At 46.1% G+C, this 20,986-nt stretch carries 19 protein-coding genes and 2 pseudogenes; 13 read left to right on the top strand and 8 right to left on the bottom strand.

The window, feature by feature from the left end; genetic code table 11:
• The first annotated feature begins 223 nt into the window (after positions 1–223).
• From frdA to frdD, 4 genes are read left to right on the top strand one after another with little or no spacing between them, the layout of a single operon-like run.
• Positions 224–2,032 (top strand): fumarate reductase (quinol) flavoprotein subunit, encoded by a 1,809-nt coding sequence (frdA, locus tag SU60_RS07525; protein WP_041154978.1) that lies wholly within the window; start codon positions 224–226, stop codon positions 2,030–2,032.
• Positions 2,032–2,790, top strand: a complete 759-nt coding sequence (locus SU60_RS07520; protein ID WP_041154977.1) for a succinate dehydrogenase/fumarate reductase iron-sulfur subunit — start codon at positions 2,032–2,034, stop codon at positions 2,788–2,790. Before frdA ends, SU60_RS07520 begins: the two co-directional genes overlap by 1 nt.
• 2 nt (positions 2,791–2,792) lie before the next feature.
• Complete coding sequence (gene frdC / locus SU60_RS07515; RefSeq protein WP_041154976.1) at positions 2,793–3,176, top strand: fumarate reductase subunit FrdC; 384 nt, start codon at positions 2,793–2,795, stop codon at positions 3,174–3,176.
• 12 nt (positions 3,177–3,188) lie between these two features.
• A complete protein-coding gene (frdD, locus tag SU60_RS07510; RefSeq protein ID WP_041154975.1) occupies positions 3,189–3,566 on the top strand; it encodes a fumarate reductase subunit FrdD in 378 nt (125 codons plus the stop codon).
• Positions 3,567–3,835: 269 nt separating this feature from the next.
• Here frdD and efp read toward each other — a convergent pair whose 3' ends face one another.
• Positions 3,836–4,402, bottom strand: coding sequence for an elongation factor P (efp, locus tag SU60_RS07505; RefSeq protein ID WP_041154974.1), 567 nt, complete (start codon positions 4,400–4,402; stop codon positions 3,836–3,838).
• 32 nt (positions 4,403–4,434) lie between these two features.
• On the opposite strand from efp, the gene epmB reads away from it, so the two are divergent.
• The gene (gene epmB, locus SU60_RS07500; protein WP_041154973.1) at positions 4,435–5,457 is read left to right on the top strand and encodes an EF-P beta-lysylation protein EpmB; all 1,023 of its coding nucleotides are present in this window, start codon (positions 4,435–4,437) and stop codon (positions 5,455–5,457) included.
• A 96-nt stretch (positions 5,458–5,553) separates the two neighbouring features.
• Positions 5,554–6,048 (top strand): MgtC/SapB family protein, encoded by a 495-nt coding sequence (locus SU60_RS07495; protein WP_041154972.1) that lies wholly within the window; start codon positions 5,554–5,556, stop codon positions 6,046–6,048.
• Between the two features lie 82 nt (positions 6,049–6,130).
• Here the strand turns inward: SU60_RS07495 and SU60_RS07490 are convergent, their stop codons facing one another.
• The 3 genes from SU60_RS07490 to SU60_RS07480 all read right to left on the bottom strand — a co-directional run bounded on the left by SU60_RS07490 (position 6,131) and on the right by SU60_RS07480 (position 9,136).
• The gene (locus SU60_RS07490) at positions 6,131–6,694 is read right to left on the bottom strand and encodes a VC2662 family protein (RefSeq protein WP_041154971.1); all 564 of its coding nucleotides are present in this window, start codon (positions 6,692–6,694) and stop codon (positions 6,131–6,133) included.
• Between the two features lie 430 nt (positions 6,695–7,124).
• Entirely contained in the window at positions 7,125–8,771 is a 1,647-nt protein-coding gene (gene groL, locus SU60_RS07485) for a chaperonin GroEL (protein WP_041154970.1), read from the bottom strand.
• 74 nt (positions 8,772–8,845) lie between these two features.
• Positions 8,846–9,136 carry a co-chaperone GroES gene (locus SU60_RS07480; protein ID WP_005381516.1) on the bottom strand — a complete coding sequence of 97 codons (291 nt, stop codon included), beginning with the start codon at positions 9,134–9,136 and terminating at the stop codon, positions 8,846–8,848.
• A 221-nt stretch (positions 9,137–9,357) separates the two neighbouring features.
• Here SU60_RS07480 and SU60_RS07475 point away from each other — a divergent pair.
• Positions 9,358–10,728 (top strand): annotated as a pseudogene (locus SU60_RS07475) (MATE family efflux transporter).
• Between the two features lie 101 nt (positions 10,729–10,829).
• On the opposite strand, the gene pfkA reads toward SU60_RS07475, so the two are convergent.
• The 3 genes from pfkA to SU60_RS07460 form a co-directional block, all read right to left on the bottom strand.
• Positions 10,830–11,792: a 6-phosphofructokinase gene (pfkA, locus tag SU60_RS07470; RefSeq protein ID WP_041154969.1), complete on the bottom strand. Its 963-nt coding sequence runs from the start codon at positions 11,790–11,792 to the stop codon at positions 10,830–10,832.
• Positions 11,793–12,143: 351 nt separating this feature from the next.
• Positions 12,144–13,052 carry a CDF family cation-efflux transporter FieF gene (gene fieF, locus SU60_RS07465; RefSeq protein WP_041154968.1) on the bottom strand — a complete coding sequence of 303 codons (909 nt, stop codon included), beginning with the start codon at positions 13,050–13,052 and terminating at the stop codon, positions 12,144–12,146.
• Positions 13,053–13,188: 136 nt separating this feature from the next.
• Positions 13,189–13,701, bottom strand: coding sequence for a CpxP family protein (locus SU60_RS07460; RefSeq protein WP_041154967.1), 513 nt, complete (start codon positions 13,699–13,701; stop codon positions 13,189–13,191).
• A 191-nt stretch (positions 13,702–13,892) separates the two neighbouring features.
• Between SU60_RS07460 and SU60_RS07455 the strand changes: the two genes are divergently transcribed.
• The 4 genes and pseudogenes from SU60_RS07455 to trmL all read left to right on the top strand — a co-directional run bounded on the left by SU60_RS07455 (position 13,893) and on the right by trmL (position 16,756).
• Positions 13,893–14,582 (top strand): response regulator, encoded by a 690-nt coding sequence (locus SU60_RS07455; RefSeq protein WP_041154966.1) that lies wholly within the window; start codon positions 13,893–13,895, stop codon positions 14,580–14,582.
• The gene (cpxA, locus tag SU60_RS07450) at positions 14,582–15,985 is read left to right on the top strand and encodes an envelope stress sensor histidine kinase CpxA (RefSeq protein ID WP_041154965.1); all 1,404 of its coding nucleotides are present in this window, start codon (positions 14,582–14,584) and stop codon (positions 15,983–15,985) included. The genes SU60_RS07455 and cpxA overlap by 1 nt, the downstream gene beginning before the upstream one ends.
• A 65-nt stretch (positions 15,986–16,050) precedes the next feature.
• Positions 16,051–16,193, top strand: a pseudogene (locus SU60_RS21295) (Fe-Mn family superoxide dismutase); the annotation flags it as partial.
• An 83-nt stretch (positions 16,194–16,276) separates the two neighbouring features.
• Complete coding sequence (trmL, locus tag SU60_RS07445) at positions 16,277–16,756, top strand: tRNA (uridine(34)/cytosine(34)/5-carboxymethylaminomethyluridine(34)-2'-O)-methyltransferase TrmL (protein WP_041155029.1); 480 nt, start codon at positions 16,277–16,279, stop codon at positions 16,754–16,756.
• A gap of 100 nt (positions 16,757–16,856) precedes the next feature.
• Here the strand turns inward: trmL and SU60_RS07440 are convergent, their stop codons facing one another.
• The gene (locus tag SU60_RS07440) at positions 16,857–17,393 is read right to left on the bottom strand and encodes an FxsA family protein (protein ID WP_041154964.1); all 537 of its coding nucleotides are present in this window, start codon (positions 17,391–17,393) and stop codon (positions 16,857–16,859) included.
• 407 nt (positions 17,394–17,800) lie between these two features.
• On the opposite strand from SU60_RS07440, the gene aspA reads away from it, so the two are divergent.
• Both aspA and SU60_RS07430 read left to right on the top strand, forming a co-directional pair.
• Entirely contained in the window at positions 17,801–19,252 is a 1,452-nt protein-coding gene (aspA, locus tag SU60_RS07435) for an aspartate ammonia-lyase (RefSeq protein WP_041154963.1), read from the top strand.
• 140 nt (positions 19,253–19,392) lie between these two features.
• Positions 19,393–20,703, top strand: coding sequence for an anaerobic C4-dicarboxylate transporter (locus SU60_RS07430; RefSeq protein WP_041154962.1), 1,311 nt, complete (start codon positions 19,393–19,395; stop codon positions 20,701–20,703).
• The last annotated feature ends 283 nt before the right edge of the window (positions 20,704–20,986 follow it).

Genomic DNA, 20,986 nt, shown 5'->3' with positions numbered 1-20,986 from the left:
TTTGTTGCTGTTTTTACTGCTCTCAGTGGCGTGATAACAATCACACTACATATAAATTTTATGCTCTTGTATGCATTACTGAAGCAAAACCCCAAATAAATCAATTTTTCTATCACATAGCTCTTCTACACTAACCGTACTACTTTAGAGGAGTTCTCTGTTACGACCTCCTCACCCCCACAATAACAAGCGGATTTCCGCAATCACACACTGGAGGATAACTGTGCAAACTATTATCACAGATATCGCAGTCATCGGCGCCGGCGGCGCTGGTCTTCGTACAGCAATTGCAGCAGCAGAAGCAAACCCAGACTTAGAAGTCGCTCTGATTTCTAAAGTTTATCCTATGCGATCTCACACGGTCGCGGCAGAAGGTGGCTCAGCGGCTGTTATCAAGGAAGAAGATAGCCTAGACAATCACTTTAACGACACCGTTGGTGGTGGTGACTGGCTATGTGAGCAGGATGTTGTTGAATATTTTGTAGAAAACTCGACTCGAGAAATGATCCAAATGGAGCAATGGGGTTGCCCATGGAGCCGTAAAGAAAACGGTGAAGTGAACGTTCGTCGTTTTGGTGGTATGAAAGTTGAGCGTACGTGGTTTGCTGCAGATAAAACTGGCTTCCACATGCTTCATACCTTATTCCAAACTTCGATGAAGTACAGCAATATCAAGCGTTTTGATGAGTACTTTGTACTAGACCTACTTGTTGACGAGGGTGAAGTACAAGGTCTTGTCGCGATTCACATGTCTGAAGGTGAGCTGGTTACAATTAAAGCAAAATCGGTTGTCCTTGCTACTGGTGGCGCAGGTCGTGTTTACCACTGCAACACCAACGGCGGTATTGTTACTGGTGACGGCATGGCAATGGCTTACCGTCATGGTGTCCCTCTACGTGATATGGAATTCGTTCAATACCACCCTACCGGTCTACCTGGCACTGGTATCCTCATGACGGAAGGTTGTCGTGGTGAAGGTGGTATCATCGTCAACAAAAACGGCTACCGCTATCTTCAGGACTATGGCATGGGCCCAGAGACGCCAGTTGGCGAGCCAAAAAACAAATACATGGAACTGGGTCCACGCGACAAAGTGTCTCAAGCATTCTGGCATGAACAGCAAAAAGGTAACACCATCAAACACCCTCTCGGTGATGTGGTGCATCTCGACCTTCGCCATCTAGGTGAAGAGTACCTACAAGAGCGTCTTCCGTTCATTTGTGAATTGGCGAAAGCGTACGTTAACGTTGATCCCGCCAAAGAACCAATCCCAATTCGACCAACGGTGCACTACACCATGGGTGGTATCGAGACCAACGGTGGCTGTGAAACTCGCATTAAAGGCCTATTTGCTGTCGGTGAATGTGCTTCTGTTGGTCTGCACGGTGCAAACCGCCTTGGCTCTAACTCACTCGCTGAGTTTGTAGTCTTTGGTCGCGTAGCGGGTGAAAACGCCGTGAAACGTGCAGCCGAATTCAAAGGCTGGAACGACACAGCGATAAATGAGCAAATGAAAGCCGTTGAAGAAAGAATCGCCGCGCTAATGAACCAAGAAGGCGATGAAAACTGGGCGGATATCCGTACAGAAATGGGACACACCATGGAAGCGGGTTGTGGTATCTATCGTCAAGAAGACTTGATGCAAGAAACCATCAACAAAATTACCGAGCTGAAAGAACGCTACAAGCGCATCAAGATTAAAGACAAAGGCAAAGTGTTCAACACTGACCTGCTATACGCAATTGAAGTCGGTTACGGTCTTGAAGTTGCGGAAGCGATGGTACATTCGGCGATTCTGCGTAAAGAGTCTCGTGGTGCACACCAACGCTTAGATGATGGCTGTACTGAACGTGATGATGAAAACTTCTTGAAGCACTCTCTGGCTTTCTACCAGCCAGACGCTGCACCAAGCATTGATTACAGCAATGTCACCATCACTAAATCACAGCCAAAAGCGCGTCTATACGGTGAGGCGGCAGAAAAAGCCGCAGCAGCAGAAGAAGCCGCGAAAAACGCAGAGGAGCAAGCATAATGCCAGCAAACCGCATTCAGAAAATCGACATTCTGCGTTATGACCCAGAGAAAGACGCAGAGCCGCATTTACAAACTTTCGAAGTCCCCTTCGATGAAACCATGTCGGTACTCGACGCGATAGGTTACATCAAAGACAACCTAGACAAAGATCTGTCATACCGCTGGTCTTGCCGTATGGCAATCTGTGGCTCGTGCGGCATCATGGTGAACGGTGTCCCTAAACTCGCTTGTAAGAGCTTCCTACGTGACTACCCTAACGGTCTAAAAATTGAGCCATTGGCGAATTTCCCTATCGAGAAAGACTTGATTGTTGATATGACACCGTTTATCGAACGTCTTGAAGCAATCAAACCTTACATCATCGGTAACGACCGTAAACCAGAGGACGGCACTAACCTACAAACACCAGAGCAAATGGCGAAATACAAGCAATTTGCTGGTTGTATTAACTGTGGTCTTTGTTACGCAGCCTGTCCGCAGTTTGGCTTAAACCCGGAGTTTATTGGGCCTGCGGCTTTAACACTGGCACATCGCTACAACCTAGACAGCCGTGACAACGGTAAAGCAGAACGTATGAAGCTGATCAATGGTGAAAACGGTGCATGGGGTTGTACTTTCGTCGGCTACTGCTCTGAGGTGTGTCCAAAGAGTGTCGACCCTGCTGCTGCGGTTAACCAAGGTAAAGTTGAGTCTTCAATGGACTTTGTGATTGCCATGCTTAAGCCTGATGGCAAACCAACTCAAGAGGAGGCATGAGGATGAGTAATCGTAAACCTTACGTTCGTGAAGTAAAGCGCACTTGGTGGAAAGATCATCCGTTCTATCGCTTCTATATGGTACGTGAAGCAACGGTCCTTCCTCTTATCCTATTCACTATTTTCCTGACTTTCGGTTTGGGTTCACTCGTGAAAGGTCCTGAAGCTTGGCAAGGTTGGTTAGACTTTATGGCTAACCCAATTGTAGTCGCAATCAATATCGTTGCGCTACTGGGCAGCCTATTCCATGCACAAACCTTCTTCAGCATGATGCCACAGGTTATGCCTATCCGTTTAAAAGGTAAACCAGTGGATAAAAAGATCATCGTATTGACTCAATGGGCAGCAGTGGCATTCATCTCACTGATTGTTCTCATCGTGGTGTAAGGAGCGGAAATAATGAAACCAAATTATAGTGTAGATAAAGCACCAGCACGTTCTGATGAGCCAATCTGGTGGGGGTTATTCGGTGCGGGTGGTACTTGGTTTGCGATGATTACGCCAATCACTGTACTTGTACTCGGTATCCTGGTGCCACTTGGTGTGATTGATGCAGAGGCCATGAGCTACGAACGTGTCTCTGAATTCGCCACCAGCATCATTGGCGCATTATTCATCATCGGTACGCTAGCACTGCCAATGTGGCATGCTATGCACCGCGTACACCACGGCATGCATGACCTTAAATTCCACACTGGTGTGGTTGGTAAAGTCGCGTGTTACGCCTTTGCAGGTCTAATTACTGCACTGTCTATTATCTTTATCTTCATGATTTAAGGTACTGACTAGCAACAAGAAGCTGGCAATATGCCAGCTTCTTTTGTTTTTGGTCATCGATGATCTTTTTACTATAAAAGCATTTAGTTACCCATGATCTAATTGCTTTTAAAGCTTTAGACCACCCATGATCTTTTTGAAATAAGACCTTTGTGGAAATAGGAATCGCTGATGAGCCCGATGCGGTTCTGTTGAAAAACACCAGACTCAAGCCAAACAACAAGCAATAAAAAAGGCCGCCAAAGCGACCTTTTCTGAGAAGCAGAAAATTACTTCACACGACCTACGTATTCAGCAGTACGAGTGTCCACTTTGATCACTTCGCCAATCGCAATAAATAGAGGCACACGAACAACGGCGCCAGTCGTTAGTGTTGCAGGTTTACCACCGGTACCTTGAGTATCACCTTTCAGACCCGGATCAGTATCTACGACTTCCAGCTCAACAAAGTTTGGTGGTGTGACGGAAATAGGGTTACCGTTCCAAAGCGTAATCATACAAGTGTTGTTTTCTACCAACCATTTCGCGTTTTCACCGACCGCTTTTGCATCTGCTGCGATCTGTTCAAACGTCTCATTGTTCATAAAGTGGTAGAATTCACCGTCTGAATATAGATAATCTAGGTCGATATCCATTACGTCTGCGACTTCACATGTGTCACCAGACTTAAATGTTTTCTCTAGCACTTTACCAGAAAGAAGTTTACGAATTTTAACGCGGTTGAACGCTTGGCCTTTCCCTGGTTTAACGTATTCGTTTTCCAGAATGACACAAGGCTCGTTATCAAGCATTAATTTAAGACCGCCTTTAAATTCATTGGTGCTAACTGTAGCCATTTTTTCCTCTTACATTCTTAGAGCTAAATTCAATGCCACACATAATAACCCGAAAAGTCGATTCTGTTGAGCAAAACTGGCTCAAACAATTGGCGAATGGGATCTCAGATCCTGCAATATTGCTCGAAAAACTCGAAATCGATCCGTCACCGTGGCAAGACGGGTTTGCTGCGCGCAAGCTGTTTGCACAGCGTGTACCGCAAAGTTTTGTCGATAGAATGGAAAAAGGCAATCCTAAAGACCCTCTTTTGCGTCAGGTTTTACCCTTGAGCGAAGAATTTGAAGTGCACACAGGTTACTCCAGTGATCCACTTGACGAACAAAACAACGAGGTCCCTGGCTTACTGCACAAATATCGCAACCGTGCCCTGATGATCGTCAAAGGTGGTTGTGCTATTAATTGTCGCTACTGCTTCCGCCGTCATTTTCCTTATCAAGATAACAAAGGAGGTAAACAAGTTTGGGCACAAAGCTTGGCTTATATCGAGCAGCACCCAGAGCTGAATGAAGTGATCTTATCTGGTGGTGACCCTTTAATGGCCAAGGATGATGAACTACGTTGGCTTATCGAGAGTATCGCGCAAATCCCGCATATTAAGCGCGTTCGTATTCACAGCCGTCTGCCAGTCGTGATCCCAGCACGTATTACAGAAGAATTATGCCAAATCTTCAGCAGCACTCGACTACACGTAATCCTTGTCACGCATATCAACCACGCCCACGAAATAAGCGCAGAGCTCTCCGCTCAGCTGTTTAAACTCAAGAAGGCTGGCGTCACCTTATTAAACCAAAGCGTATTGCTCAAAGGTGTCAACGACTCTATCAACGCCCAAGTGGCCTTGAGTGAGGCGTTATTCGATGCCCATGTATTGCCTTATTACCTGCATGTGTTAGACAAAGTACAGGGCGCTGCACACTACTTTGTCTCTGACGAGGAAGCGAAAGACATCATGCGTGGCTTGATTACGCGTGTATCGGGTTATTTGGTACCCAAGCTAACTCGGGAGATCGGTGGTAGACCAAGTAAAACGCCACTCGATCTGCATTTGGAATAAGCGAATAAATCAACGCCTATTTGTCGTGACGAGCATTTCTTTTTGTTCGCTTTGAAGCAGGCACCTGTGCATACTCCGCTTTTTTTGGAGGTCAAGATGCAGATAACACTCGCACAGATTTTCGATCTTGGCCCATTCAGCTGGCCAGCTCTATTATGTTGTGCCATCAATGGGTTAATGATTGGTATAGAACGTCAAACCCGAGGAAAACCAGTCGGTATTCGCACCGCAATATTGATCATATCAGGCACCTACCTGTTTATGTCGATGGCGGTATCTTTATCACCGAATACGCTGGATCAAGCGCGCGTACTCGGCCAAATCATCACCGGAGTTGGCTTTCTCGGCGCGGGCGTGATGATGACCTTAGATGGAAAGATCCATGGCGTGACTTCCGCCGCTGTGATTTGGGTCCTTGCTGGATTAGGCCTAATGATAGGGCTAGGTTACTTGATGCAGTCTGTGGTCATCACTTTACTTGCCTTAACGGTTCTACTCGGCGTTGATGAAGCAGAGCGCCACATTAAGTCGCTTCGCCGTGGCGTACATCAAAGAATACAACGCAGAAAGTCTTCACGTTTAATCAAGTAATTCGCCGCGTTCTAGAAAGAAAAAGACCCCGATAAGTAAGCGGGGTCTTTGTAATTCGACTTGTTGCGTTTTTAACGATGAACTATTTTGCGAAGTTAATCAGTGGGAAGCACTTCAAGAACCCATTGTCTGCACAGTTGAGTAAACCAATCTGCACGCCATCAATTTGGTCAGTCATGTTAAAAATACCGAGCTGGAAGTTTGATTTCTTCGAAATACTTGCCAAACCCACATCAGCCATGGTGTAACCTTTCGAATAGTTTACCGCACTCCAGTTCAGGCCTTTCACATTATTGGTGATGTTAACCGCACCTAAGTTCAGACCCGTCGCTTGACCTTCGTTCCAGTTAACCAGACCTAGCGACGCTCCTTTCATGTCTTGGTTTACTTTAGCTGCACCAAAGAAAAGACCAAAGTTGACGCCCGTAGTACGATCCGTTTCCGACATACCGAGTAGTGAAAAGTCGATCCCTTTCACTTCGTTAACCTGACCATGCAAAACCGCCAAACGAACGCCGCCCACCTCTGATCGAGATGGCGCATTAGTATGGTCAATCGTAGAAAACATTACCGGGGTACTATCAGCAAAAACCGCTGGTGATGTAATAGCGGCAACCACTGCCAAAGACGTAATAAGCTTTTTCATTGTTATCTCCTGATGTACGTATCAAGCTGTGACGGTAGGGTACAAATTCCTCCCACGACTCTACTTTGATACTTCAGTATCTAGGTAATACCCGAGGGACACACTAATGGTTTGTCGATAAAGCCAAACTCCACAAACCTCACCTATACGTCACGAAATGAGTAGAATGATCTACATTTTGCTGTTGTGCTATTTTTCTCGGCGAGTTGCAGTTCAATTCACACGCCTTACACAAAACTGTAGTCAAAAAAAATAACCTCAGTTATTTTTATCAGCGTTTTACCGTATTTATTGCACCGAATCTACACAATCGACCGTCTCGTTTTGATTATCAGAATTTTCCTGCAAGTTCGCAGACCTCAAACGTTATATATAAAAAAAGCCGAGGTAAAACCTCGGCTCTTCAAAGGGTTGGTTAGCTGGGTAAGCGCTACATCATACCGCCCATACCACCCATACCGCCCATACCACCCATGTCAGGCATACCTGCGCCATCTTTCTGTGGTAGGTCAGTAACCATCGCTTCAGTGGTGATCATTAGACCCGCAACCGATGCTGCAAATTGCAATGCAGAACGCGTTACTTTCGTTGGATCTAGGATACCCATGGCTAGCATGTCACCGTATTCACCCGTTGCTGCGTTGTAACCGTAGCTACCTTCACCCGCTTTCACGTTGTTCGCCACGACAGAATCTTCGTCACCAGCGTTCTTAGCGATTTGGCGAATTGGCGCTTCCATTGCGCGTAGCGCAACTCGGATACCAACGTTTTGCTCTTCGTTGTCACCTTCTAGGTCAACAATGCGAGAGGCTGCACGGATAAGTGCAACACCACCACCAGCGACAACGCCTTCTTCAACCGCTGCACGAGTCGCGTGCAATGCATCTTCTACGCGATCTTTTTTCTCTTTCATCTCAACTTCAGTCGCTGCGCCAACTTTGATCACCGCAACACCGCCTGCAAGTTTAGCAACACGCTCTTGCAACTTCTCTTTATCGTAGTCAGACGTTGCTTCTTCAATTTGCTGACGAATCTGAGTCACTCGACCTTGGATCATTGCTTCTTCACCAATACCATCGATGATCGTGGTGTTTTCTTTGGTGATTGCAACGCGCTTCGCTTGACCGAGATCTTCCAGAGCGACTTTTTCAAGCTCTAGACCGACTTCTTCAGAAATCACTGTACCACCGGTTAGAATAGCAATGTCTTGTAACATAGCTTTACGACGATCACCGAAGCCAGGCGCTTTAACTGCTGCAACTTTCACAATACCACGCATGTTGTTCACAACAAGCGTTGCCAGAGCTTCGCCTTCTACGTCTTCTGCAATAATTAGCAGTGGACGAGACGCTTTCGCTACCGCTTCTAGTGTTGGTAGAAGCTCACGGATGTTAGAGATCTTCTTGTCTACTAGAAGAATGAATGGGTTTTCTAGGTCAACGCTGCCCGCTTCTTGGTTGTTGATGAAGTACGGAGATAGGTAACCGCGATCAAACTGCATACCTTCTACTACATCAAGCTCATCTTGAAGTGCTTGGCCTTCTTCAACTGTGATAACACCGTCACGACCCACTTTTTCCATTGCCTCTGCAATGATGTTACCTACGCTTACGTCTGAGTTGGCAGAAATCGTACCTACTTGTGCAATCGCTTTAGTGTCAGCACATGGTACAGATAGGGCTTTTAGCTCTTCAACGGCTGCGATAACGGCTTTGTCGATACCGCGTTTAAGATCCATTGGGTTCATACCAGCAGCAACGGCTTTAAGGCCTTCGTTGACGATAGATTGAGCCAATACTGTCGCTGTTGTTGTACCGTCACCCGCAGCATCGTTTGCTTGAGATGCGACTTCTTTCACCATTTGTGCGCCCATGTTCTGGAATTTGTCTTCCAGTTCAATTTCACGCGCGACTGATACACCATCTTTAGTGATCGTTGGAGCTCCGAAAGATTTGTCGAGAACAACATTACGGCCTTTAGGGCCCAAGGTTACTTTTACTGCGTCAGCCAGAACGTTGACACCTTCTAGCATTTTAATACGTGCGTCATTACCAAATTTAACGTCTTTAGCAGCCATCTTTGATTTCCTTTCTAAATTCTGTTTTTGATTGCGTATTTGAATCTGAGCAAAAAATTACCCAATGATTGCTATTATTCAACGATTGCCATGATGTCGTTCTCTGACATCACAAGCACTTCTTTACCGTCGATTTTTTCAGTTTTTGTGCCGTAACCTTCAGCGAAGATAACGGTATCACCAACTTTTACGTCCAGCGGTAGTACAGTACCGTTTTCTAGAATGCGGCCTTTACCTACAGCTAGCACCACACCGCGAGTTGATTTCTCCGCAGCAGAACCCGTAAGAACGATGCCACCCGCTGACTTTGATTCAACTTCTTTACGTTCAACGATAACTCGATCATGTAATGGACGAATGTTCATATCGGTCGTCTCTCCTGAAAATTTCCATGTTTATTTGATAATTGCCCTCACTAGGGCTGCTGACTCATATATAAGGGGTCGGATGGGCGATCCCAAGGGGCGACAGTAATTTTTTTGTGACTTAGCTTAAAATTCGCATCGCTTTACATAATAAATGCGCACTCGCTCACCTTCTTGGTTTCTTGTATCCTTGGCTCACATCCATCAGATAGACACAATCCATGCGGGAAACGAACACGTCAGACAATCCAGTAACCGATAAGCACGGCTTACTGACCGCCCCTATTCCTGAAACACTGCGTAAGATGACGGTGCCGATGACGATGGGCATGATCGCTATCTTGATGTTTAACTTAGTCGATACGTTCTTTATCTCCTTACTGGGGACCGATTCTCTGGCCGCCATCAGTTACACCTTTCCGGTTACCTTTGCAGTCAATTGCATTACGATGGGAATCGGCATGGGACTGTCGACCAACATCGGTCGTCTACTGGGCCAAGGTCATGCCCCACAAGCGGCACGTTTTAGCACGCACGGTTTACTGTTGGCATTGGCGTTAGTCACCATCGCCTCTTCCACAGGGTATTTCACCATTGCTCCCTTATTCGGTTTTTTAGGCGCGACAGACCCACTGATCCCACTCATCGAACAATATATGCAAGTGTGGTATTTAACCATTCCATTACTTGTCATCCCGATGGCTGGCAACAGTGCCATTCGTGCGACTGGAGACACCAAAACCCCAGCAAAAATCATGATGCTCGCGGGTTTGATCAATGGCATGCTGGACCCGCTACTGATCTTTGGGCTTGGCCCCTTCCCAGAACTTGGTATTCAAGGGGCGGCTATCGCCAGTGCATTCAGTTGGCTAGGTGCTTGGTCGGTTCACTTTACGTGTTGGTCAAAAGAGAAAAGTTATTAGCGAAACCGCAATGGGCGTTTGTGAAGCAAGATTGGCAACAAACGTTGAAAATTGGCACGCCAGCCGCCTTGTCGACTGCAATGAATCCCTTATCCGGCGCAATATTAATGATGTTGCTATCCAGTCACGGTACAGCTGCCGTTGCCGCATATGGCGCAGCTCAACGCATTGAATCTATATTGATTCTCGTCTTGATGTCACTCACCTCAGCGTTAACCCCATTTATGGCGCAAAACCTGGGTGCCAACAATCCACAACGCGCATTTTCAGGGCTGTTCATCAGCATGCGCTTTTCTGTGGTATTTCAAGGCTTCATTTTCTTGGCTATGGTGCCATTAAGCATTCCTCTCGCCGCATTGTTCTCACAAGAGGAAACGGTTAAAAATCTGCTGTGGCATTACCTTCTGGTGGTCCCGTTTAGCTATGGCTTTCAAGGTATTGTGATGATGCTAGTCAGCGGGTTGAATGCCATGCATAAGCCGTTGCACGCCTTTCGATGGAGCTTTATGCGATTGTTTGTCTTCACCCTGCCGGCGGCTTGTGGGCAGTCGTGTCTATGGGGTGGAAGGGCTATTTATCGGCATTGCGCTTGGCAATATTCTTGGTGGGCTACTGGGCTACTTGTTTGCGCTTCGTGAGAGGAAGTTGGTGTTGAAAGAAGGTCCGTAATCTGTCATCCGTAACCCCTAACTCAATACAACAAAAAATGCCGTTTGCGATTAAGCAAACGGCATTCAATAATTGAGTTCAATACAAAGCGAATCGACTGCTTAGAATAACTCTTCTGCAACTTTGTAAAGGTCGTTACGCACTGGACGCTTCATATTTTCAATCGCATCAATAATATCGTGATGAACCAGTTGCTCTTTCATGATACCCACACAACGACCGCCGTGACCATCTTTCAACAGATGAACCGCGTAGTTACCCATACGAGAAGCGAGTACACGGTCAAACGCAGTCGGACGACCACCACGTTGGATGTGACCAAGTACCGTAGCACGCGTTTCACGACCCGTCGCTTCTTCAATGTCTTTAGCTAGTTCATTCGCATCCATCATCAGTTCTGTCAGAGCGATGATCGCATGCTTCTTACCTTTTGATATGCCGTCTTGGATGTTGCTAATCAGCTTCTCTTTATCAAGACCTGTTTCTGGCGTGATAATGTACTCACAACCACCAGCGATAGCAGACATTAGTGTTAGGTCACCACAGTGACGACCCATGATTTCAACAATAGAAATACGCTGGTGAGATGAAGAGGTATCACGCAGGCGGTCAATCGCATCAATCACCGTATTAAGTGCGGTTAGGTAACCGATAGTGTAATCCGTACCCGCAATGTCGTTGTCGATTGTACCCGGTAGGCCGACACATGGGTAACCCATTTCGGTCAGTTTCTTCGCGCCCATGTAAGAACCGTCACCACCGATAACAACGAGTGCATCGATACCGTGTTTTTTCAAGTTCTCAATCGCTTTTTCACGCACCGCTACTTCTTTAAACTCAGGGAAACGTGCAGAGCCTAGGAAAGTACCACCTTTATTGATCACGTCCGAAACGCTAGAACGATCCAGCTTTTGGATACGATCTTCGTAAAGACCTAAGTAGCCATCGTATACACCGAAAACTTCCAATCCTTCAGACAGTGCTGTGCGAACCACACCACGAACTGCAGCGTTCATACCAGGTGCATCACCACCACTTGTTAAAACACCGATCTTCTTAATCATGCTCACCCTCGATCTTTGGCAATAATTTGTATAATTTTCTTCAAGGCCCCTTGTTAACAAGCAACCTGCATAATCCAGAACTGTGCGTTATGTTACATTTCCTCTGTAGGAATACCAATGAAAACGCACATATTTATGTAACTTTTCTACTTTTGTAACTTTGATAGCCAAGCAACGTCTCGATGCTTGGTCCTGCGAGAATATGTGGGATATTACAGGTTATCTCAACAACTTCGTTGATTCACATCAGTATCACGATTCTTATAAAGCATTGATGGAAAGATAGTCAATAGATACCAAGATAGCCAATCAATAGCGGATTTTCACCCACCAGGCTGCATTCGTTAACATTTACCAATCTTGGACTTTCTGCTCTCTCTCTGGACCTAATATCACCGAAAATGGATCCTGATGAATCAGTATGTCCGCTTCCGGAAATAATGCTAATAAACTATCTTCGACTTTATCAGCAATCCGATGTGCTTCAATTAAACGTAAGTTATCATCCAACTCCAAGTGCAGCTGAATAAAGCGGGTCGGTCCTGACATTCTTGTGCGCAACTGGTGTACGCCAAGCACGCCCTCTACGCTCAAGCACTCAGTACGAATTTGCTCTAACTCGGTATCGGGTAGCTTTCTATCAAGTAAGGTCTGAGTTGCCTTACGCACCATTTTATATGCGCTAAAAAGAATAAAGATTCCGATACCAATCGCAAACACGGCATCGGCCTGCTTGACCCCAAAATAGCTCAGACCGAGTGCAACCATAATCGCGGCATTCATATACAGATCGGTTTGATAATGCAAAGAGTCTGCAGCAATGGCCTGGCTTCCGGTCACACGTACCACGTGTTTTTGGAACAGCACCAGACCAAAGGTCAAGATCATCGCGAACAAAGAGACATAAACGCCTAACTCCGGAGCCTGCAATTCATGAGGTCGGAAAAAACGATCGACCCCATTGAGGATCAAAAAGACAGCGGAGCCGGAGATGAACATGGCTTGAGCAAGGGCGGCCAATGATTCGGCCTTACCATGACCAAAAGTATGCTCCCTATCCGCAGGTTGTAATGCATAACGAACCACAAACAAATTGACCACAGAGGCTGCTATATCAAGCATTGAGTCAATGAGGGAAGCCAGTAGACTGACCGATCCTGTTAGCCACCAAACAATGACTTTCACAATCAGGAGTAATGTCGCCACAATCGTCGCCATCCATGCGGCTGTCGTGACTAATCGCGTATATTGGTGTTTCATAATCAAAGAGTTAACTTAAACCATGTTTCGAGTATACCTTGTAAACGAGAGAATGAGTATGAAATAACCAGATCAAAAAAAGGCAGCCTAACAAGCTGCCTCTCAATCTTACCTATTCACGTCATCGCTTATATCGCTAGTTCGCTTGACGTTTTTCCATACGTTTTTGCATTTTCTCACCGCATTCTTGCCTACGCTCATTTTGCAGTTTAACAAATTCTGCTTTTTGTTCCGGAGTCAGAACGCTAAGCATTTGATGTCTTTTTTCCAACATTCTGACTCGATGTTCAGTCTGTTTTTCTACCATTTCTTTTGCCAAAGCAGTCGCTTGTGCTTCATCAAAGTTGTCCGCTAGTAACAGTGATTGCATTTTTGCATGGAACGCCTGACGCTCTGCTCTACGCGTTTCACGGTCTGCTGAATTTTTTCCTTTTCGCTCGGCCCGGTTTGTATCACGCAGCGATTGTAGCTGATCTCTTTGCGCATCCGTCAAATCCAACTGACGCATAATGCCACGCTCCATACCTGGGCCACACTCGTCACGTGGGCCTTTATGGTGATCTTTACCGCCGTAGGCAAATACACTTGCAGTACCCAAAGTAAGTGGTAGAACAACGGCAGCTAATAGAAGTTTCTTGGTCGATTTCATAATTCATTCCTTACACAAGTTAGGCTTGCTTCTGGGCTGTTCTCCCAGTGCTTGAGTTTAGAATAAGACTTGTTAGGTAAAGTGGCGTATAGGCAGCGTAAAGAATCGTAAAGAGTGAGATTGGCACGCTTCGCTGCCCTCAATTCCAAGGTAATATAAGGTCAGTAGATAAATGATGACAGGGTCCCCTAATGGCACATATTCTTTTGATTGATGACGATGTAGAGCTAACCAGTTTACTTAAAGAAGTGCTGAGCTTCGAAGGGTTCCAAGTCAGTGAAGCCAATGATGGCGAGGCCGGTTTAGCGGTACTGAATAGCGATATTGACTTGATTTTACTGGATGTCATGATGCCCAAACTGAACGGGATGGAAACGCTAAAACGCTTGCGTGAACATTGGGAAACACCAGTATTAATGCTCACCGCTAAGGGGGAAGAGATCGACCGCGTGATTGGCTTAGAGCTGGGCGCCGATGATTACTTACCCAAGCCTTTCAGTGACCGTGAATTACTCGCCCGTATTCGAGCTATCTTGCGTCGTACCAACACAACCGGTAAAGACAGCAAAACCAGCGACTGTATTGAGTACCAAGAGCTGCACCTCTACCCGGGTAAACAAGAGGCGTACTGCGATCAAGAACTGCTCGACCTAACCGCAACAGAGTTCGCTTTGTTGGCGCATTTTGTCCAACATCCGGGCCAAATACTCACCAAAGAAACTCTGAGTTTAGATGTGCTTGGCAAGCGGTTAGCGGCGTTTGATCGCGCTATCGATATGCATGTTTCGAATTTACGTAAAAAGCTCCCCGATCAAAAGAATGGAAAGCCGCGCATCAAAACCTTACGCGGACGCGGCTACATGCTGCTTGAGGAGGACTAATGCCCCTGTCTCGTTTTAAACTGCCCAACGTCAACACCTTGTACGGACGTATTTTTGCCATTTTTTGGTTCACCATGCTACTGGTGCTGATCGCGGTATTATCTTTGCCCCATTTGGACCCACGTAAAGCGCACAACATTCCGGATGGGCCTTACCAACGTATTCTTCAACTGCGTGATGACGTTCAAAAAGAGTACCAGCAACAGACCAACCTTGAACACATTTTGTTGAGTATCGAAGGGCGCCGAGAACACAAACACGACCCGCGTCCACGGATATTTTTTTCTGATTATGATGGCAAAGTGTTAACCACGGACAATCGTAAAAATTTCCACCTTAGGGCGATGCAAAACTTTGTCTCTATCATCGAAGATAATCAACAACCAAAACAAAAGCTCTATGGTCGGTACATGATTGCAGGCCCAGTACCTATTACCTTAGCTGGTACCGACATCTTGATGTACGTCGGATTTAAATGGAACCAACCGCCCCCTTTTCTATTGCAACTTTTCGATCACCCCGTGCAGTTGTTGCTAGCTGTGATGTTGGTCAGTACACCATTACTGTTATGGTTAGCTTGGGCATTAAGCCTGCCTGCTCGTCGGCTAGAAGCGGCCGCTCAGCGTGTCGCCAAGGGAGAATTTGTAACCGACCCCAATTTGGAAAAAGGCACGACAGAGTTTCGTCAAGCAGGTAGCAGCTTTAACCAAATGGTCGAAGCGGTGAATCAGATCATTTCCGGTCAGCAGCGTCTGCTTTCCGACATTTCTCATGAGTTACGCTCTCCACTGACACGCTTAAGGATGGCGAGCGCCTTAGCCACACGTAAGCAAGGCGAAAGTCCTGAACTCGCACGAATTGATACAGAATCACAACGACTTGAACAAATGATCAGTGAACTGCTTGCACTCTCTCGAATGCAAGCCAATAGCCATATGACTCGAGAAACCCAGCCAATTCAAAGCCTGTGGGAAGAGATCATTAAAGACAGCCAATTTGAAGCGGAACAGATGGGTAAACAATTGCGCTATTCCACTCTGCCCAAGGGCAGCATTTCGGGTAATCCCAAATTGCTCATGAGCGCAGTCGAAAACATCATTCGTAATGCTATTTATTATGGCAAGGATGAAGTGGAAGTGGCGATCAAAACACAAGGCAACACCTTATACATCACGGTCGACGATAATGGCGAAGGAGTTCCAGATAGTGAACTGGAAGCGATATTCCGCCCATTTTACCGAGTCTCCACCGCACGTGATCGACACTCTGGTGGTGCCGGGCTAGGGTTAACAATCACCGAAAGTGCCGTCCGTCAGCATAGTGGCACCATCAAAGCCAGCCGAAGCCCGTTAGGTGGACTGCGCATCGCGATTGCTCTACCACTAGTCAAAGCAGGCAAATAATCCGACAAAAACACCCTTTAAAATGGTTCTCAGTATTAATAGAAGAGATCCGCAGTAAACTCAGCCTTGCATTCGATGTGTGGGAGCACGCTTACTACATCAGTTATCAAAAGTGTCGACCTGAGTATATCGACGCCTGGTTGACACCGTGAACTGGCGCACCGTTGAAGAAGACTATGCTCGCGTGCTTACACCAAGGGTCTGTTAAATACTTAACCCCTCTTTTATACCCAAGTGGATCCACTTGGGTATATACTGCCCCTATCTTTTGACCAACTCTATTTCAATACCATGTTTGATATCGCTTTATACGAACCAGAAATTGCGCCGAATACCGGCAACATCATTCGACTGTGCGCCAACTGCGGTGCCAATCTTCATCTTATTGAGCCATTAGGTTTTGATTTGGAAGAGAAGAAAGTTCGCCGTGCAGGACTGGACTACCATGATTTAGCTCGAGTGACACGTCATAAAGATTTTCAGGCATTTGTAGAGTATTTGGAAAAAGAGAAACAAGGTCACTACCGTCTGTTTGCTTGCACCACCAAGACGACAGGTCACCATGTGGACGCACAATATCAAGCTGGCGATGTGCTATTGTTTGGGCCAGAAACGCGAGGCTTGCCCGCTGAGCTCATTGATAGTCTGCCAATGGAGCAACGGATTCGCATTCCAATGATGCCAGATGCGCGTAGTCTAAACCTATCGAATGCCGTCGCCATCATCGCTTTTGAAGCGTGGCGTCAAATGGGTTTTGACGGCGCGGTGTAGTGCATCAGCCCGTTGTGGTTAACCGCGAAAAACAGCCCCTGGAATATAAAAAGAGCGCTTTTGCGCTCTTTTTCGTTAAACCGAAACCACTGAATAGCCCTCAATGCAGCTTATTGTGGTCATCGTTGTCTTTATCTTTATCTTTATCTTTACGCTCGTATTCTCCTTCGAACGTATTGCCATTATCAGAGTCCGAGTTAAACGGACCGCGACGAAATGGATCCTCCTCAAACGGTCCTTGATTAGAAAACCCGCCGTGAAAGCCACCACCTTGAACCGTTTTTACCACCATTTTACTCATTAAATATTTAGCAATGGCCGCACGTGGCGCAGGTAATAGCACCAGCATACCCAGCGCGTCTGTCATAAATCCTGGAGTAAGCAGTAGCACACCAGCGACCGCCAGCATAACCCCCTCAAAAATCTGCTGAGCCGGGATCTCACCTTTTTCCAGACGCCCCTGAACGGAAAGCAACGTTTGAATACCTTGGCTACGCACCAAAGATGCCCCTACCACAGCTGTCACCAGCACCAGAGCAATGGTCGTCCATAGGCCTAAAAAACCACCCACCTGGATAAATAAGCCGATTTCAATGATCGGAACGAAGATAAACGCCAATAATAAGATAGGAAACACACGCCCTCCTTTGTTTAATTTCAGTGTAATGGTAAACGCTCACTAAGCTCAAACGAATCGTTGTAAAAAGTCGTGTTCAACCTCCCTTTCTTCATTCAAACACGTCTCATTTTATGACTCGACCGACCGATGAATTTTCTCAAAAATAAAACATTGATGGCATGACAAGTACCTCATTAGAGCATGCACCCATGCGCCTATTCATAACCTATTCACACTTTGCAAACTCTTGACGAAATAAAAGTGAAAAAGGTGAGCTAGTTACTGTTTTTAAAAATAGGGTGAAGTATGATTAGCGCTTAAGTCAGGACGGATTTTCCAGCCCCAAATTCTGATGAATGGATTCTTAAATACAGAAGTGGCTAATAAACGAATTTATATTAGAACTATCATCTAAGGATCCTACTATGGCTACCCTCTCTGATGCACCAAAGGCCGTCGCCCCAGCCACTCGTATTGAAGAAGATCTATTAGGTCAACGTCATGTCCCGGCCGATGCGTACTACGGTATTCATACTCTGCGCGCAATCGAAAACTTTAACATATCAAATGTCACCATCTCAGACGTACCGGAATTTGTTCGCGGTATGATCATGACAAAAAAAGCAGCCGCTTTGGCAAACAAAGAGTTAGGCGCTATTCCCAAAGATGTGGCGAACTACATCATCCAAGCGTGTGATGTCATCCTAAATACTGGCAAATGCATGGATCAGTTCCCATCTGACGTATTCCAAGGTGGTGCAGGCACTTCGGTAAATATGAATACCAATGAAGTCATTGCCAACCTTGCCCTTGAACTAATGGGCAAAGAGAAAGGCCAGTACGAATTCATTAACCCAAATGACCACGTTAATAAAAGCCAATCTACGAACTGTGCATACCCAACGGGTTTCCGTATCGCGGTATACAACAGTGTAAGTAAGCTCATTGAAGCCATTGAGTATCTGAAAGGCGCTTTTGAGCTCAAAGCCGTTGAATTCAAAGATGTATTAAAAATGGGTCGTACCCAGCTACAAGACGCAGTTCCAATGACCGTGGGACAAGAGTTCCACGCTTGGGCGGTGACATTAAATGAAGAAATTCGTGCCCTAGAGTACACATCGAAACTGCTACTAGAGATCAACTTGGGCGCAACTGCAATCGGTACTGGTCTGAATACACCAACGGGGTACCAAGCGCTTTCTGTAAAACATCTTGCTGAGGTTACGGGTCTGGATGTGGTCGCAGCTGAAGATCTCATCGAAGCCACTTCTGACTGTGGTGCCTACGTGATGACACACGGTGCGTTAAAACGCCTTGCGGTGAAATTGTCGAAAATCTGTAACGACCTACGTTTACTTTCTTCTGGCCCACGTGCTGGCCTCAACGAATTGAACCTACCAGAGATGCAAGCTGGCTCATCAATCATGCCGGCAAAAGTTAACCCAGTAATCCCTGAAGTCGTCAACCAAGTGTGCTTCAAAGTGCTAGGTAACGACAACACGGTATCATTCGCGGCAGAAGGCGGTCAGCTCCAGCTAAACGTGATGGAACCGGTGATTGCGCAAAGCATATTCGAGTCCATCTCTTTACTGCAAAATGCGTGTGTCAATCTGCGTGATAAGTGTATTGATGGCATCACAGTAAACAAAGAAGTTTGTGAGAACTACGTTTACAACTCTATCGGTATCGTTACTTACCTTAATCCATACATTGGTCATCACGAGGGTGACATCGTGGGTAAAGTGTGTGCTGAAACAGGTAAGAGCGTACGTGAAGTTGTTCTCGAACGTGGTTTGCTGACCGCTGAAGAGCTCGACGAAATCTTGTCCGTAGAAAACTTCATGCATCCAACCTATAAAGCAAAACGTTACGAATAACCAACTTGCTTAACAAGGGGCCATTTGGCCCCTTTTTCAATTAAAACATTCCTTTTGAGCTTCAAATTGTCGGCTCATATTTCTATGGCTGTATATAAAAATAATCATATATCTATAAATAATCAAAAGAGGTAATAATCATGGTGGTCGTCGAACTATTTGTTGTTCTGCTCTTCATTTACTTGGGAGCAAGAATCGGTGGCATCGGTATTGGTCTCGCTGGTGGCGCAGGTGTCATCGCCCTATCTTTAGTATTAGGAGTACCCACAAGCCAAACTTACATTCCAGTTGATGTGATTTTGATCATCATGTCCGTGATCACCGCGATTGCAGCAATGCAGGTCGCTGGAGGATTGGACTGGATGGTACAAGTCGCGGAAAACTTTTTACGTAAGCACCCTGAGCGCATCACTTTTTACGCTCCTATCGTGACCTTCTTCATGACATTAATGGCAGGCACCGGACATACTGCATTTTCCACTTTGCCCGTCATTGCTGAGGTGGCAAAGGGCCAAGGTGTTCGTCCTTCACGTCCATTGTCTATCGCTGTTGTGGCATCACAAATTGCGATTACAGCATCGCCAATTTCAGCAGCTGTGGTTGCCTTTGCTGCCATGCTGGCGCCATTTGGAGTAGATTATTTAACCTTACTGGCAGTGTGTATCCCAACCACCTTTATTGCTTGTATGGTCGGCGCATTTGTGGCGAACTTTATGGGCAAAGAGTTAAAAGACGATCCGGAATACCAACAGCGTTTAGAAAAAGGATTGATTAAGCTAAATACCGATAAGCAACGTGATATCCTGCCAACCGCGAAAAAAGCAACCTTTATCTTCTTGGGCGCGATTGCCTTTGTGGTGTGTTACGCAGCGGCGATTTCTGGTTCGGTAGGACTGATTGAGAACCCAGCTCTCGGCCGAAATGAAGCGATCATGACCGTGATGCTGGCGGCGGCGGCGGCAATCGTCATGAGCTGTAAGATTGATGCTGACAAAATTCCTAGCGCTGCCACATTCCGTTCAGGTATGACGGCTTGTGTGTGTGTACTGGGAGTTGCCTGGTTAGGCTCAACGTTTGTAAACGCACACGTTGACGGCATCAAAGAGATGGCTGGAGCACTACTGGCTGACTACCCTTGGATGCTGGCAATGGTGCTGTTCTTTGCATCAATGCTGCTTTACTCTCAAGGTGCGACAACCGTTGCATTAATGCCCGCCGCTTTAGCGATTGGCGTAGCGCCACTGACCGCGGTGGCATCTTTTGCTGCTGTCAGCGCTTTGTTCGTATTACCAACCTACCCAACGCTGTTGGCCGCAGTCGAAATGGACGATACTGGTTCAACACGTATTGGTAAGTATGTATTTAATCACCCGTTCTTCTTACCAGGAGTTGCGACCATTACTTCTGCCGTGGCACTCGGCTTCGCATTTGGTGGAGTATTGATCCACTAAATATGGCAATGGCATGTCTACGAGAAGAGAGCTTAGGCTCTCTTTTTTTATTTGCTCAAGAAAACTAAAAACACGTTTTTGATTTACATCAATATTAAGTTAGAAAATCAATCTTGCATTAAAATCGAGCGGAATGAATAAAATTCCATGATTTTATTCAAATGATAAGTAAGAGCCGTTACTGGTTAACACTCAAAAATAAGAAAAGCATAGAAATCCGCTATTACCAACCAAATAACCTCGACGCTATTCCGACATATTCATCACCAATAATAAGTCCACT

This window comes from Vibrio mytili (assembly GCF_000830505.1).
In the GTDB taxonomy this organism is placed as follows: domain Bacteria; phylum Pseudomonadota; class Gammaproteobacteria; order Enterobacterales; family Vibrionaceae; genus Vibrio; species Vibrio mytili.
The sequence above is the reverse complement of the archived record's forward strand: the minus strand, read 5'-3'. Positions and strand labels throughout refer to the sequence as shown.